The 14,322-nt window shown below is 63.9% G+C and carries 15 protein-coding genes and 1 pseudogene; 5 read left to right on the top strand and 11 right to left on the bottom strand.

What is annotated here, in order from left to right:
* Positions 1–489: 489 nt before the first annotated feature.
* From V3W40_RS06385 to nirS, 11 genes and pseudogenes are all read right to left on the bottom strand, one after another.
* Positions 490–1,944 carry a cytochrome D1 domain-containing protein gene (locus V3W40_RS06385; protein WP_330214662.1) on the bottom strand — a complete coding sequence of 485 codons (1,455 nt, stop codon included), beginning with the start codon at positions 1,942–1,944 and terminating at the stop codon, positions 490–492.
* On the bottom strand, positions 1,941–2,780 hold the full coding sequence (cobA, locus tag V3W40_RS06380) for a uroporphyrinogen-III C-methyltransferase (RefSeq protein ID WP_330214661.1): 840 nt from the start codon (positions 2,778–2,780) through the stop codon (positions 1,941–1,943). Before cobA ends, V3W40_RS06385 begins: the two co-directional genes overlap by 4 nt.
* A 44-nt stretch (positions 2,781–2,824) precedes the next feature.
* Positions 2,825–4,006 (bottom strand): heme d1 biosynthesis radical SAM protein NirJ, encoded by a 1,182-nt coding sequence (gene nirJ / locus V3W40_RS06375; RefSeq protein ID WP_065924627.1) that lies wholly within the window; start codon positions 4,004–4,006, stop codon positions 2,825–2,827.
* A gap of 3 nt (positions 4,007–4,009) precedes the next feature.
* The gene (gene ahbB / locus V3W40_RS06370; protein WP_330214660.1) at positions 4,010–4,519 is read right to left on the bottom strand and encodes a siroheme decarboxylase subunit beta; all 510 of its coding nucleotides are present in this window, start codon (positions 4,517–4,519) and stop codon (positions 4,010–4,012) included.
* Positions 4,494–4,937, bottom strand: a complete 444-nt coding sequence (locus V3W40_RS06365) for an Lrp/AsnC family transcriptional regulator (protein WP_330214659.1) — start codon at positions 4,935–4,937, stop codon at positions 4,494–4,496. The genes ahbB (V3W40_RS06370) and V3W40_RS06365 overlap by 26 nt, the downstream gene beginning before the upstream one ends.
* Positions 4,930–5,445, bottom strand: coding sequence for a siroheme decarboxylase subunit beta (gene ahbB, locus V3W40_RS06360; protein WP_065924630.1), 516 nt, complete (start codon positions 5,443–5,445; stop codon positions 4,930–4,932). Before ahbB (V3W40_RS06360) ends, V3W40_RS06365 begins: the two co-directional genes overlap by 8 nt.
* A 143-nt stretch (positions 5,446–5,588) precedes the next feature.
* Positions 5,589–6,038: pseudogene (locus V3W40_RS06355) on the bottom strand (Lrp/AsnC family transcriptional regulator); the annotation flags it as partial.
* 1 nt (position 6,039) lies between these two features.
* Complete coding sequence (locus tag V3W40_RS06350; protein ID WP_330214658.1) at positions 6,040–7,209, bottom strand: cytochrome D1 domain-containing protein; 1,170 nt, start codon at positions 7,207–7,209, stop codon at positions 6,040–6,042.
* Positions 7,206–7,523, bottom strand: coding sequence for a c-type cytochrome (locus V3W40_RS06345; RefSeq protein ID WP_027607199.1), 318 nt, complete (start codon positions 7,521–7,523; stop codon positions 7,206–7,208). The genes V3W40_RS06350 and V3W40_RS06345 overlap by 4 nt, the downstream gene beginning before the upstream one ends.
* 16 nt (positions 7,524–7,539) lie before the next feature.
* Positions 7,540–7,854 (bottom strand): c-type cytochrome, encoded by a 315-nt coding sequence (locus V3W40_RS06340; protein WP_065948127.1) that lies wholly within the window; start codon positions 7,852–7,854, stop codon positions 7,540–7,542.
* A gap of 24 nt (positions 7,855–7,878) precedes the next feature.
* Positions 7,879–9,447, bottom strand: coding sequence for a nitrite reductase (gene nirS / locus V3W40_RS06335; protein WP_235865625.1), 1,569 nt, complete (start codon positions 9,445–9,447; stop codon positions 7,879–7,881).
* A gap of 300 nt (positions 9,448–9,747) precedes the next feature.
* Here nirS and V3W40_RS06330 point away from each other — a divergent pair, with 300 nt between their 5' ends.
* The 5 genes from V3W40_RS06330 to V3W40_RS06310 all read left to right on the top strand — a co-directional run bounded on the left by V3W40_RS06330 (position 9,748) and on the right by V3W40_RS06310 (position 13,796).
* Positions 9,748–10,524 (top strand): CbbQ/NirQ/NorQ/GpvN family protein, encoded by a 777-nt coding sequence (locus V3W40_RS06330; RefSeq protein WP_330214657.1) that lies wholly within the window; start codon positions 9,748–9,750, stop codon positions 10,522–10,524.
* Positions 10,508–11,071 carry a cytochrome c oxidase subunit 3 gene (locus V3W40_RS06325; RefSeq protein ID WP_065948129.1) on the top strand — a complete coding sequence of 188 codons (564 nt, stop codon included), beginning with the start codon at positions 10,508–10,510 and terminating at the stop codon, positions 11,069–11,071. The genes V3W40_RS06330 and V3W40_RS06325 overlap by 17 nt, the downstream gene beginning before the upstream one ends.
* 7 nt (positions 11,072–11,078) lie before the next feature.
* Positions 11,079–11,321, top strand: coding sequence for a cytochrome C oxidase subunit IV family protein (locus tag V3W40_RS06320; RefSeq protein WP_330214656.1), 243 nt, complete (start codon positions 11,079–11,081; stop codon positions 11,319–11,321).
* A gap of 609 nt (positions 11,322–11,930) precedes the next feature.
* On the top strand, positions 11,931–12,371 hold the full coding sequence (locus V3W40_RS06315; RefSeq protein WP_074847069.1) for a c-type cytochrome: 441 nt from the start codon (positions 11,931–11,933) through the stop codon (positions 12,369–12,371).
* A 3-nt stretch (positions 12,372–12,374) separates the two neighbouring features.
* Entirely contained in the window at positions 12,375–13,796 is a 1,422-nt protein-coding gene (locus V3W40_RS06310; RefSeq protein ID WP_330214655.1) for a cbb3-type cytochrome c oxidase subunit I, read from the top strand.
* The last annotated feature ends 526 nt before the right edge of the window (positions 13,797–14,322 follow it).

Raw genomic sequence — 14,322 nt, 5'->3', positions numbered from 1 at the left:
GTGGGTCAGCCAGCACCTCTATCAACTGTGCCGCCGTCATCGAAGCCTCGCTGAAGCTCGACATCTCCCACAGGGGATCAGCGGTGCCCACGAGATCTACAACCGGGCAACTTCCCACCTGCCAACCGAGCTCAAATGTGGGAGGGGCGGTGCGACGATTCGACTTGCTCCCGATAGCGGTGGGTCAGCCAGCCCCTCTATCAACTGTGCCGCCGCCATCGAAGCCTCGCTGAAGCTCGACATCTCCCACAGGGGATCAGCGGTGCCCACGAGATCTACAGCCGGGCAACTTCCCACCTGCCAACCGGGCTCAAATGTGGGAGGGGCGGTGCGACGATTCGACTTGCTCCCGATGGCGGTGGGTCAGCCAGCACCTCTATCAACTGTGCCGCCGCCATGGAAGCCTCGCTGAAGCTCGACATCTCCCAGAGGGGATCAGCGGTGCCCATGCGCTCTATGACCTGGCTGCTTCCTGCCTGTCACCCGTGTTCAATGCGATGTCCCTTCCGCAAACTCCACCTTATTGCCCACGTTGTACTTGCCCGACGGCTTATTCATGGGAATGCGCTTCACCTCCTCGAGCGTCTGGCTGTCATACACAATCAGCGCCCCCTCCGTGGCCCAGATGCTCAGCAACACATACCGCCCATCCCGGGTGAATTCCACGTGGGCCGCCGTCTTGCCCGGCATCGGCCGCAGGGTGTGGGCGATCTCCAATGTCTGCTTGTCGATCAGATGAATCGCATCATTGTCCGGCCCGAAAAACACGTCGCTCCACACATAGCGCGAGTTCACATGGCTGCGCATGAAAAAGCCCGGCCCGAGGGTGGGAATCTGTTTGATCAGGCTCCAGGTCTTGAGGTCGATCACCGAGATTTGCCCCTTGCTGATATTCGGCGTGGCAAACACCCATTGCCCGTTGCGTTGCCAATACGTCCCGGAACCCAGGTGCGGCATGCCGGACAGCGGGATATCGGTGACCACACGGCCGCTGTCCAGGTCGATCACCTGGCCGCCGCCGGCCTTGCGGGAGGTGGCGATCAATTGGCGGTAATCGGGCGAGAACGAGAAGTCGTCGAGCACATCCTGGGCCTGGATGCGCCGGGGCTCGAAACTGGGGCGGGCATCTGCATAGGGCAATTCCCAGACCTCGTTCACGTCCTTGAGCGCGACGATAAAGCTGTTGCGCGGTGGCGCGGTGTACACCGCACTGACCCGTGAGCCGGTGTCCAGGGTCTTGACCAGCGACAGGTCGCGGGCATCCAGCAGCACCAGGTTGCCCGGCAGGTAATTGCCCGCCAGCACCCAGCGCCCATCCTTGCTCACCGCCAGGTTGCGGGTGTTGAGGCCCACGCGGATCTCGGCGATCAGCTTGAGGTTGTGCAGGTCGTACTGGCTGATCCAGCCGTCCCGCGAGGCGAAGTACACAAAGCGTCCGTCCGGGGAGAATTTCGGCCCGCCGTGCACCGCGAAATGGGTGGGGAAACGGTCCAGCACGGCAAAGGTGTCGCCGTCGAGAATATCCATGTGATGGTCGCCGGATTCCACCACCACAAACAGGTTGAGCGGGTCGGCGTGATGCTGCGGCGTGCTCGGCAATTGGCGCAGGTCCGCCAGCACGCTGTGGCTGGTGCGGATGTCATGCTCGTTCCAGGTCGCCGGTGAGTCAGGCGGCTGTTGCAGAAACTGCGCCAGCCCATCCATCTGCGCGGCGCTCAGTTGCGCACTGAACGCGGCCATCTGGCTGGCGGGCCGGCCGTGTTCGATGACCTTGCGCACTTCATCCGGCTTGATCCGCCCCAGGCTCTCCGGCAGCAGCGCCGGGCCGGTGGCGCCGATGCGATTAAGCCCGTGGCAGCTTTCGCAATACTGGCGGTAGTCCTGCGCGGGCGTAGCGTGCGCGGCCGTGGCCCACAGCAGCGGCACCAGCAGCAGGCGCTTCATACCGCCACCGCTTCACGGGCCGGTGCCAGGCTGGCGGGGAAGTGCAGGGCGGCGTCGGCAAACAGGTTGACGACGTGGCCGATCACCGTCAGCGTCGGTACGCCGGGTTCGCAGTCGGCGGCCAGGGTGGGCAACTGGCGCAGGGTGCCACGGGCCACCTGTTGATCGGCGCGCGCACCGTTGCTGATCAGGGCGGCCGGCGTATCTGCGGGCAAACCGGCCGCCACCAAATGCTCGGCGATCAGTGCCAGGTTCGACAGGCCCATGTAGAACACCAGGGTCTGGCTCGGCTCGGCCAGGCTGGCCCATGGCAGTTTCAACGCGCCGTCGCGTTGCAGGTGGCCGGTGACGAAGCGGCACGAATTGACCAGCTCGCGGTGGGTCAGCGGGATACCGGCATAGGCGCTGCAGCCGGCGGCGGCGGTGATGCCCGGCACCACCTGGCACGGGATACCGCGCGCGAGCAGGTACTCCAGCTCCTCGGCGCCGCGCCCGAAGATAAACGGGTCGCCGCCCTTGAGGCGCACCACCCGTTGGCCCTGGTCGGCCAACTCAGCCAGCAGTTCATTGAGTTGATCCTGGGGCAGGCTGTGGCAACCGCTGGCCTTGCCCACGTAATGACGGGCGCAGGTCAACGGGATCAGCGCGAGCAGTTCGGCACTGATCAGCCGGTCGAACACCACGGCGTCGGCCTGCATCAACAGGCTCCAGGCGCGCAGGGTCAGCAGGCGCGGGTCACCGGGGCCGGCGCCCACCAACGCGACTTCGCCGGGGTGCAAGGGGCTGTGCAGACTGGCCGGCAGGCCAATTGAAGGTTGGGCAGTTGAAGTGTGCATGCGACGTCCTTGGTTCATCATCAGGTAGGCGGCCCCCGGTTGTGTCACCGGGTAGTCGAGCAAGGGATCAGGTTGAGCGGCTGGCGCGCGATCTCGGCGTCGCTGAAGTAGCAACCGGGGTCCGGGCCCCACAGGTCGCCATCGGCCCAGGCGCGGGTGCGGGTATTGCCGTTGCAGATCGCCAGCCAGCGGCACTCGGCGCAGCGTCCGCCAATGCTGCGCGGGTGTTCGCGCAGGCGTAGCAGCAACGGGTCGGGCTGCTCCAGCCAGAGTTGGCGGAAGGTGGTGTTGCGCACATTGCCCACCGATTGCTGCCACCAGTAGGTGTCCGGGTGCACCTCGCCGGTGTTGTCGATATTGGCGATGCCGCTGCCCGAGGCATTGCCGCCCCAGCCGTGCAGCAGGTGTTCAAGCTGCGGGTAGTGTTCGGGCAGGTGCTGGTGCACCCATTGCAGCAACAGCACGGCGTCGGCGTCGTTGTTGCCGCTGACGAAATCACTGTCCACGCCGTGTTGAATATCGCTCCAGGCCTGCTGGAAAATCAGCGCCATGGCCTCGCGGCTCATCTGCCGGTGCGCATCCAGTTGGCGGCTGCGTTTGCCACGCCCGCTGTAGTTGAGGTGTGACAGGTAGAACTTCTGTACATCATAGGTGCGCATCAGCGCCAGCAACTGCGGGAGCTGCCCATGGTTGTCCTGGGTCAGGGTGGTGCGCAGGCCCACGCGAATCCCGGCTTCGCGGCACAGGCGGATGGCGTGCATGGAGCGCTGGAAACTGCCGTGCAGTTGGCGAAACGCGTCGTGGGTCGCCTCCAGGCCGTCGATGCTGATGCCCACGTAGTCGAAGCGCGCGTCGGCGATCTGCTGGATGTTGTGCTCATCAATCAGCGTGCCGTTGGTCGACAGTGCGACGAAAAAACCTTTGTCACGGGCATAGGCGCTCAGCTCGAAGAGGTCTTCGCGCAGCAGCGGCTCGCCCCCGGACAGGATCAACACGCGAACCCCGGCGTCGTGCAAATCGTCGATCACCCGCAATGCTGCCGGGGTGTCGAGTTCATCGCGAAACACGCTGTCGGCGCTGGTGGCGTAGCAGTGCTTGCAGGTGAGATTGCAGCGCCGCAGCAGGTTCCAGATCACCACCGGCGGCCGCTCTCTGCCAGGGGGCGAGGTGCGCGGCGGCGGGCATTGGCCGGCGAGGGTGCGCAGGTACTGACTGATTCGCAGCATGGGCTATTCCTTTGAGTGCGCCGGCGTCAGGCGCAGGCCGGTCTTTTTCAGGATGCGGCTGCTCACCAGCATCTCGTCGGCGTGGCAGGCATCCCCCAGCAGGAAACGCAGGTGCTCGCGGTAGCTGTCGATTTCTTCGCGGCTGCGGCCATGCACCATGGCGAACAGGTTGTAGGGCCAGTCCGGGCGCCGGGGGCGACGGTAGCAATGGCTGACAAACGGCTGGGCGCCGAGCAGTTCTCCCAGGCGCGGCAGGTGCACATCGGCCACGTCCCACACGGTCATGCCGTTATGCCGATAGCCCAGGCGGTAGTGGTTGGGCACGGCGGCGATACGCCGGATCGCGCCTTCGGCCTGCAGGCGCTTGAGCAGGTCGAGGGTCGATTCGACGCTGATGCCCAACTGCTCGGCGAGCCAGGCCCACGGGTCCTCCACCAGCGGCAGGCCGCTTTGGGTGAGGGCGACCAGCTGCAGGGCCAGGGTGTTGTCAGACCGGGAAATACAGACCGACATGGTAGGTGTGCTCCTTCGGCAGATTGAGCACCGCCAGCCCGGTGAGGGCCTCGATGTCCGATAGGGTGGCGGCCAACTCCTGCGCGGTGGCGCAGGCCAGCACGAACCACATGTTCCAGCGGTGTTCGCGGCGGTAGTTATGGGCCACCTGGGGCAGGGCGTTTAGCTGCTCGGCGACCGCGTCAAAGCGCGCCTCGGGTACGGCGAGCGCCGCGAGGGTGAAAGCGCCGCCGAGACGCTCGATATCGAACATCGGGCCGAAGCGCGTGAGCACGCCGTCTTCGAGCAGGGCATACAAGCGGTCGAGCAGTTCACTCGGATGGGTGTGCAGTTCCTCGGCCACCTGTTGCCAGGGCTGGCGCACCAGCGGCAGGCCGTGTTGCAGGCGGTTGATCAATTGTCGATCCAGCTCATCCATGGGCCCATACCTGTGACGTCGGCGGCGCGAAACGCCCGCCGCATTGCTTGAAGGCGCGGGTGCTGAACAGCAGTTGGTGGGGCAGGTCGCTGAGCAGATGCTGCTCCAGCAACGCCTGGATCTGCGCCTCGACCACCGCGCGCTCGCGCCCGTGCACCATGCAGAACAGGTTGTAGCGCCACTGCGGCAGGCGTCGCGGGCGCTGGTAACACAGATTCACGCCGGGCGCGCGGCCCAGGCGCGCACCGACTTCATCGACCAGCGCATCCGGCACATCCAGCACCAGCATGGCGTTGGCCACATAGCCCAGGGCGCGGTGATTGAGCACCAGGCCGACACGACGGAACAGGCCCTGGTCGTGCCATTGCTGCATCTGTTGCAGCACCTGATCGTGGTGGGCACCAATCTGCTCGGCGAGCTCGTCGTAGGGCCGTGGCACGATGGGCAAACCGCGTTCCAGGCACTGGCGCAGATCGAGCATCTGCTCGTGGTTCAGTGGCGCGATCACGGCTGCTCTCCCAAACTACCCACCTCAAAAAAATCTCTCGTAGCAGCTGCCGAGCCTTGGCGAGGCTGCGTTTGCGGTGTGTCTGACCCACTGCTGACGCAGCCTCGCCAAGGCTCGGCAGCTGCTACGTGCGGGGCTTCTCCTGCTTCGAGGGGGAAACCGAGGTCGATGCGATAGGCCGTGAGCATCGGCAGGTCCAGGGGCGTGAGGCCGGTGTCTTGCTCCAGCTCATCGAGGATCTGCTGCAGGTGCTGGCGGTGGGGCCCGGTGAGCACGAACCATAGGTTGTAATGATGCTCGCGGGCGTAGTTGTGATTGACCTCCGGGTACTGGCTGACCCGCGCGGCCACCTGTTCCAGGCGCTCGATCGGCACCGCCAGGGCGGCCAGGGTGCTGGCGCCCGCGCGGGTGTGTTCGAACACCGGGCCGATGCGCGACAAGGCGCCGGCCAGTTCCAGGCGTTGCAGGCAGGCCATCACCTCGGCCGCGCTGCAACCCAGCACCTGGGCCATTTCGCGGTAGGGCTCGGCGCACAGCGGCATGCCGTGCTGGAAGCGTTCGATCAATTGCTGGCTGAGCGAATCAAGGTCCATTTCAATACCCCATTTTTTGCGCGCGCAGGCTGAAGAAAATCCCGCTGGGACTCTGGGCCGGCAGGCTTTTCAGCAGGGTCAGGCGGTACGGGTCCCACACTTGCAGCTGTTCGCCATCGCGCACCGACAGCCACAGTTGCTCGCCACGCCCGCTGAATTCCATGTGCAGCACACCGGGGCCGGGGCGCAGGTCGGCGACCACTTGGTGGGTTTCGGTGTCGAGTACCTGCACCCGGTCGTTGTCCGGGTAGGCGAAGTTGACCCACAACTGGCGCCCGTCGGGCCGCGCAGTGACAAAGATCGGCTGCCCGGCCACCGGGATCGCCGCCGTCTGCTGCCAGGTGCGCGCGTCCATCACCAGCACCTGGTGGCGTCCCACCGCCGGCACGAACGCCTGGTCATCGGCGACGGCCCAGCCCTCCAGGTGGGGCATCTTGTACACCGGCAGCTTGGCCTCGCCCCGGCCATAGTCCTTGAGCACACGCACCACGCCGCGCTCCGGGTGCCACAGGTCGAGCTGGGCCATGCCGTCTTCACCGAACAGCCCGGCCATGTAGTAGCGGCCGTCGGCGGTGATCAGCGCGTCATAGGGTTGCTCGCCGACCTCCTTGAAGCGGGTGATGAGCGGCGGGTTGCCGTGGCTGAAGTCGGCGCTCCAGATCTCGCCGGTGTCGAACAGGCTGAACACGAAGCGCTGCCCGGGCGCATCCACCAGGCCGACCACCCGCGAGCGTTTGCCATCGGCCATTTCCGTCGAGGGGATGTCGGCAATGAGTGCCAGGTTCTCGGCATCGAACACCTTGACCCCGCCCGGCACGTAATTGGATACGGCGATCAAGCGCCCATCCTGGCTGATGGCGCCGCCGATGCTGTTGCCGCCCTGGACGATGCGCCGCTCGATGCGTTGGCGCAGCAGGTCGATCTTGGTCAGGCCGCCATCGCGGGCAAACACGTAGGCATAGCGCTGGTCGCGGGAAAACACCGCCGAGGCGTGGGACAGGTCGCCCAGCCCCTCGATACGGGCCAGTTCGGTCATGCCGGTGCTCTCGATAATCTGCACGCTGCCACTGGCGCGTTCGATCACCAGGCCCAGGTCGCCGCTGCCGCGCAAGGCGGGTTGGGCGCAGGCACCCAGCAACAGGCACAGGGATAACAGGGTAGGACGCATCATGGTGGGGGGCTTCCTTGCAATAGGCGGTCGACCAGCCAGGCAATATCGCCGGCACTCAGCAGCGGGCCCCAACCGGGCATGGCGCGGGCAGGGCGGCCGTAGGTCACGGTGGCGATCAGGCTGTCGCGGCTGTGGTGGGCCAGGGCTTGCGGTGTGAGGGCCGGGCCCAGGCCGCCGGTGAGGTGCAGGCCATGGCAGGCCCCGCAATCCTGGGTCAACAGGTGTTCAAGGCGGGCAGCGTCCGGGGTGGCCGCTGCCCGCGCGGGAATCAGCAGGAGCAGCGCCATGGCCGTACCGATCATCGATGCTTGCATGGCGTGCTCCTTGTGCTTATTTCAAGGTCAGGACCCAATCGGCCAACACCTTGGCTTCATCATCGGTGACCTGGTTCGGCGGCATCGGCACCGGCCCCCAGTTGCCCTGGGTACCGTTCTTGATGTGGCTGGCCAGGGTGGTGGCTGCGTCTTTCACACCGGCATTCTTGGCGGCGACGTCCTTCAAGGCCGGCCCCACCAGTTTGCTGTCAATCATGTGGCAGCCCACACAGGGTTTGCTGTTGAACAACCCCGGCCCGTCTTGTGCCAACACCGGTTGCAGGCTGAGCGCAGCGGCGGATGCCAGCAGTGCGAGGAGAATATTTTTCATTCGGTGACCTCGTGTTGATGGGGCTCAATAAATGTCGTGTTGGGTGTTGTAGACGTTGAATTTTCCGGTCGGCGTGATCAGGCGCTTGTCGCGGATCACCTGCTTGAGCTTCAAGGTCTTGTCATCGATCACCACCAGCGCCGACTCTTCGGTCTGGCCGTTCCACACCGAGAACCACACCTCGTCACCGGCCTTGTTGTATTCCGGTTGCACCACCCGCAGCGCGCCTTGCTTGATGCCCGAATACTCGGCAATCGGCAGCACGGTGTAGCCCTTGTCCAGCTGGTTGATGTCGAACACCGCCACCGACTGGCTGAGCTTGGCGTCGGGGTTGAGGGTGGTGTCGACATACAGGTGATGGGAGTTGGGGTGGGTCTTGATAAACAGCGAACCGCCGCCCTGGCCCTTGAGGGATTCCACCTGCTTCCAGGCGTATTGCGGGTGCTTGACCGGGTCGGTGCCGATCACCGAAATACCGCCGTCGCCCAGGTGGCTGGTAGCCCACACCGGGCCGTATTTGGGGTGAATGAAGTTGGCGCCACGGCCAGGGTGCGGGGTCTTGCCGACCTCTACCAACGCGGTGAGCTTGCGCTCCTTGGAGTCGATCACCGCGACCTTGTTGGAGTTATTCGCGGCGGTCATGAAGTAGCGGTGGGTGCTGTCCCAGCCGCCGTCATGCAGGAACGGCGCGGCGTCGATGGTGGTGATGGTGAGGTTCTTGATGTCCTGGTAATTGACCAGCATCACCTTGCCGGTTTCCTTGATATTGACGATGAACTCCGGCCACTCGTGGGAGGCGATGATCGCCGCCACGCGGGGTTCGGGGTGGTATTCCTGCTTATCGACGGTCATGCCCCGGGTGGACACGATCTGCCTGGGCTCCAGGGTTTCGCCATCCATGATGGTGAACTGCGGCGGCCAGTAGGAGCCGGCAATCGCGTACTTGTCTTCATAGCCCTTGAACTTCGAAGTCTCCACCGAGCGCGCTTCGATACCCACCTTGATCTCGGCGACTTTGGTCGGCTCCAGGGGCCACAGGTCGATCATGTCGATCTTGGCATCGCGGCCGATCACCAGCAGGTAGCGGCCAGACGCGGAGATACGCGAGATATGCACGGCGTAACCGGTGTCGATCAGCTTGATGATCTGCTTGGTGTCACCGTCCACCAGGGCGATCTTGCCGTCGTCGCGCAGGGTGACCGAGAACAGGTTTTGCAGGTTGAGGGTGTTCAGTTGTTTTTTCGGCCGGTCTTCGGGCTTGACCAGCACTTTCCAGGTCTTGAGGGTTTCGGCCATGCCCCATTCAGGCGGGGTGGGCGCGGTGTGCTGGATGAAGGTGGCCATGCTGGTGATCTGCGCCTTGGTCAGCGCATTGGACGTGCCCCAGTTGGGCATGCCGGCCGGGGAGCCGTAGGTGATCAGCGCTTCCAGATAGGCCTGGCCACGGGCCTGGGTGATGTCCGGGGTCAGCGGCTTGCCGGTGGCGCCCTTGCGCAACACGCCGTGGCAGCCTGCGCAGCGTTCGAAGTAAATCTGCTTGGAGGCGTCGAACTCCGCCTGGCTCATATCCGGCGCGCCGGGGCTTTTCACCATCCCGGTCGGCGCGTCGCCATGGGCGTTGATGGGCAATGCGAGGGCCAGGGCGCAGCTCAGGCTGGCAAGACTCAGGACCCAGGGTTTTCTGTTGCGAGTCAGCATTCCATATCTCCTCAGGCAAGACCTTTGCGATGCCCGGCGAAGGCGGGGTAGAGCGCAGGTTCTTAGTGCCAGGCAAGACTATGTTGCAGTGGCGCAAGGCTCGCTTGACGGCGATCAAGTTTGCCGTTGTACGTGCTTGCCAGGTTGTCGCAGGGGCCCTTAGCGTGGGGGCCGAACCCGTTGCGAGTACGCGTAATGACCGAGCCCTTCTACCAACCGCTGGATAACGAACAGCAACTGTTCGAACACGCCTGGCGCCACCATCTGCCGGTGCTGATCAAAGGCCCCACCGGCTGTGGCAAGACGCGCTTCGTGCAGCACATGGCGCATCGCCTGAACCTGCCGCTGTACACCGTGGCCTGCCACGACGACCTCAGCGCCGCCGACCTGCTCGGCCGCCACCTGATCGGCACCGACGGCACCTGGTGGCAGGACGGCCCACTGACCCGCGCCGTGCGCGAAGGCGGGATCTGCTACCTCGACGAAGTTGTCGAAGCACGCCAGGACACCGCCGTGGTGCTGCACCCGATTGCCGATGAACGCCGTGAACTGTTCCTGGAACGCACCGGCGAAGTGCTCAAGGCGCCGTCGTCGTTCATGCTGGTGGTGTCGTACAACCCCGGCTACCAGAACCTGCTCAAGGGCATGAAACCCAGCACCCGCCAGCGCTTCGTGGCGATGCGGTTTGCCTACCCGCCGGTGGCCGACGAAGAACGCATCGTCGCCCGCGAGGCCGGTGTGGATGTGGCGCTGGCCGCCCAGGTCGTGCGCCTGGGCCAGGCGTTGCGTCGGCTTGACCAGCATGACCTGGAGGAGGTGGCCTCCACCCGGCTGCTGATCTTCACCGCCCGCCTGATCGGCGCCGGCATGAGCCCACGCGAAGCCTGCCTGGCGTGCCTGGCCGAACCGCTGAGCGACGACCCGCAGACCGTCGCCGCGCTGATGGACGTGGTGGATGTGCACTTTGCCTGAACCGCGCCGGCTGCCAGGCGACCTGGCGATGTGGTTTTTTATCCTCGCCGAGCTGTCGGTGTTCGCGATTCTGATCCTCACGTTTGCCGTGACCCAGGTGCTCAAGCCCGAGCTGTTTGCCGCCGGGCGCGCACAGCTGGATACCTCGACCGGGTTGGCGATGACCTTGAGCCTGCTGACCGCGGGCTTGTTGGCCGCGTTGGCGGTGCAGCAGGTGCGATTGCAGCGCTGGCGACGCGGCGCCGGTTTGTTCGTCGCGGCGTTGTTGGTGGCGCTGGTGTATGTGGCGATCAAACTCACCGAGTACGCCCACCTGGGCGCTGCCGGACTGGGCCTGGAGCACAGCACGTTTTTTACCTTGTACTGGATACTCACGGGGTTTCATTTCCTGCATGTGCTACTGGGGATGGTGATTCTCGGGTGGCTGGCGCTGGGCTGCTGGTGCGGCGGGCTGTCAGTCGGCGGGCTGGAGTCCGGGGTGCTGTATTGGCACATGGTGGATCTGGTGTGGGTGGTGTTGTTTCCGTTGGTCTATGTGATTCACTGAGGTGGGTATGACGGATTCCCAGACGCTGATCCTGTGTTGGCTGATGTTGGTGGTGCTGAGCGTTGGCACTGTACTGACGGGGGCGTCCGGGTTGTGGTGGGGGGTGTTGTTGCTGGCGGTGGTCAAGGGGTGGGTGATTGTGGATGGGTTTATGGCGTTGCGGCGTGGGCCGTGGTTGTGGCGGTTTGTGATGGTGGGGTGGGGGGTGGTTGTGGTCGCTTTACTGAGTACATATCCGTTATTTGCGTAGCGGCTGCTTACGAGGCTCGGTATGCCCTCATTCCAGATCAAAAGCCAAGCTGTGGCGGCCTTATAGCCGACCGGTGTTGGGTCTGGTGTACTCGGTTAAAAATGTGGGAGGGGGCACCCCCGAATGCCAACCCCATCAAGGCCTCCCCCCGTAGCAGCTGCCGAGCGCAAGCGAGGCTGCGTCAGGCGCGCTGCCGATTCAAGCTCGAGTCGCGGCCGACGCAGCCTCGCCGGGGCTCGGCAGCTGCTACGGGGGTTTGCGCGGTGCTGGATAAGACGGTATCTGCGCCGATGAGGGAGTATCAGTTGATGCATCTTTGGCTGACCCACTGCCATCGGGGGCAAGCCCCCTCCCACATTTGGATCTCCATGTATCAGCTAGACCTCGGTCTGCTTTTGCTCTGGCTTTTGATCTTGATCCTAGGCGCCCCGTCAAAACGACCCGCCGTCAGGGCGGAACCCTAAGCCGCCGTTACCTAAATAACGGATATGTACCCAACCCAACCCAAAAAATACCCCACCAAAACCATCAACATTTCTTGATCGCCATCAAGCAGTTTTCACCCCCCACCTCCCTATCATCCCCTGGCCAAGCAATGAGGAAGCGACCATGTCAGAGACCTTCACCAAGGGCATGGCCAGGAATATCTACTTCGGAGGAAGCGTGTTCTTCTTCCTGATTTTCCTGGCCCTGACCTACCACACCGAACAAACCTTTCCCGCCCGCAGCAACGTCGACCAACTCAGCGAATCCGTCGTGCGCGGCAAGGGCGTCTGGGAGCGCAACAACTGCGTCGGCTGCCACACCTTGCTGGGCGAGGGCGCTTATTTCGCGCCGGAGCTGGGCAATGTGTTCAAGCGCCGGGGCGGCGAAGAAGGGTTCAAGCCGTTCCTGCATGCCTGGATGAAGATGCAGCCCCTGGGTGTACCGGGGCGGCGGGCCATGCCGCAATTCAATCTCAGCGACCAGGAGGTGGACGATATGGCCGAGTTCCTCAAATGGAGCTCGAAGATCAATACCAATAACTGGCCACCGAACAAGGAGGGCTGAGCCATGCGCAGTGCCAATCCATACTTGAAATTCCAATCCCAGGCCGTGGCCAAACCCTACTTTGTGTTCGCCTTGATCCTGTTTCTCGGTCAGGTGCTGTTCGGTTTGATCATGGGCCTGCAATACGTGATCGGCGACTTTCTGTTCCCGTTGATCCCCTTCAACGTGGCGCGGATGGTCCACACCAACCTGCTGATCGTGTGGCTGCTGTTCGGCTTTATGGGCGCGGCCTACTACCTGGTGCCCGAGGAGGCCGAACGCGAGCTGCACAGCCCGAAACTGGCGATCGTCCTGTTCTGGGTGTTCGCTGCCGCCGGGGTGTTGACCATCCTCGGCTACCTGCTGGTGCCGTATGCGGCGCTGGCCAGGTTGACCCACAACGAGCTGCTGCCGACCATGGGGCGCGAGTTTCTGGAGCAACCGACCATTACCAAAATGGGCATCGTCGTGGTGTGCCTGGGCTTTCTGTACAACATCGGCATGACCCTGCTCAAGGGCCGCAAGACCACCGTCAGCATGGTGATGATGACCGGGTTGATCGGCCTCGCGGTGTTCTTCCTGTTCTCCTTCTACAACCCCGGCAACCTGGCGCGGGACAAGTTCTACTGGTGGTGGGTGGTGCATCTGTGGGTCGAAGGCGTGTGGGAACTGATCATGGGCTCGATGCTGGCCTTCGTGCTGATCAAGGTCACCGGCGTCGACCGCGAAGTGGTGGAGAAATGGCTGTACGTGATCATCGCCATGGCCTTGATCACCGGGATCATCGGCACCGGTCACCACTTCTTCTGGATCGGCGCGCCCGAGGTGTGGCTGTGGGTCGGTTCGATCTTCTCGGCCCTGGAGCCGCTGCCGTTCCTGGCGATGGTGATGTTCGCCTTCACCATGGTGAAGCAACGTCGGCGCCAGCACCCCAACCGCGCGGCCACGTTGTGGGCCAAGGGCACCACGGTCACGGCGTTCTTCGGCGCGGGCGTGTGGGGTTTCCTGCACACCCTGGCACCGGTCAACTTCTACACCCACGGCACCCAACTCACCGCCGCCCACGGGCACCTGGCGTTCTTCGGTGCCTACGCCATGATCGTGATGACCCTGATCAGCTACGCCATGCCCCGCCTGCGCGGTATCGGTGAAGCGCCGGACGCGCGTTCGCAGACCCTCGAGATCTGGGGCTTCTGGATGATGGTGCTGTCGATGGTGATGATCACGCTGTTCCTCACCGCCGCCGGGGCCGTGCAAGTCTGGCTGCAACGCTGGCAGGTGGATGGGGTGGCCTTGCCGTTCATGGCCACGGTGGAGCATTTGCAGGGACTGTTCTGGGCGCGGTTGGTCAGTGGGGTGGTGTTCCTGCTCGGGCTGGTCTGCTACCTGTGCAGCTTCCGGCAACGTGCCCGGACGGCTGGAGCACCGGTGCCGATCGTCTACTGAAGTAACGCGGTCCAAATGTGGGAGGGGCGGTGCGACGATTCGACTTGCCCCCGATAGCGGTGAGTCAGTCAACCCATGTATCACTGACCCACCCTCATCGGGGGCAAGCCCCCTCCCACATTTGGATCTCCATATATCAGCTGGACCTCGGTCTGCTTCTGCTCTGCTTTTGCTCTGGCTTTTGATCTTGATCCTAGGCGCCCCGTCAAACACGCTGGCCGAACGCAGGCTTGAATCCGTGGGTAACCCGGCAGGACGCCGGGTTAGCCGTCCTGGGCCAGGGATGGCCCATGACGGCGGCCCACGGATTCAAGCCTTCGTTCGGGCACACCGAGCCTAGGCGAGGTGCCGAGTGTTGGGGCAAGAGCCCTTTTGGTGGACTTTTGGGGCTCTTTTCCAAAAGTGACCCGCTGTAAGAGCGGAACCCTAAGTGGCCGTGACCGCAGCAACGGATATGTACTCATTCCAACCCCAGCAAATGGTCGGCCCAGAGGCCGCCATCGGGAGCAAGTCGAATCGTCGAGTT

It is taken from the genome of Pseudomonas sp. AM8 (genome assembly GCF_036346475.1).
Taxonomy (GTDB): Bacteria; Pseudomonadota; Gammaproteobacteria; order Pseudomonadales; family Pseudomonadaceae; genus Aquipseudomonas; species Aquipseudomonas marginalis.
The sequence above is the reverse complement of the archived record's forward strand: the minus strand, read 5'-3'. Positions and strand labels throughout refer to the sequence as shown.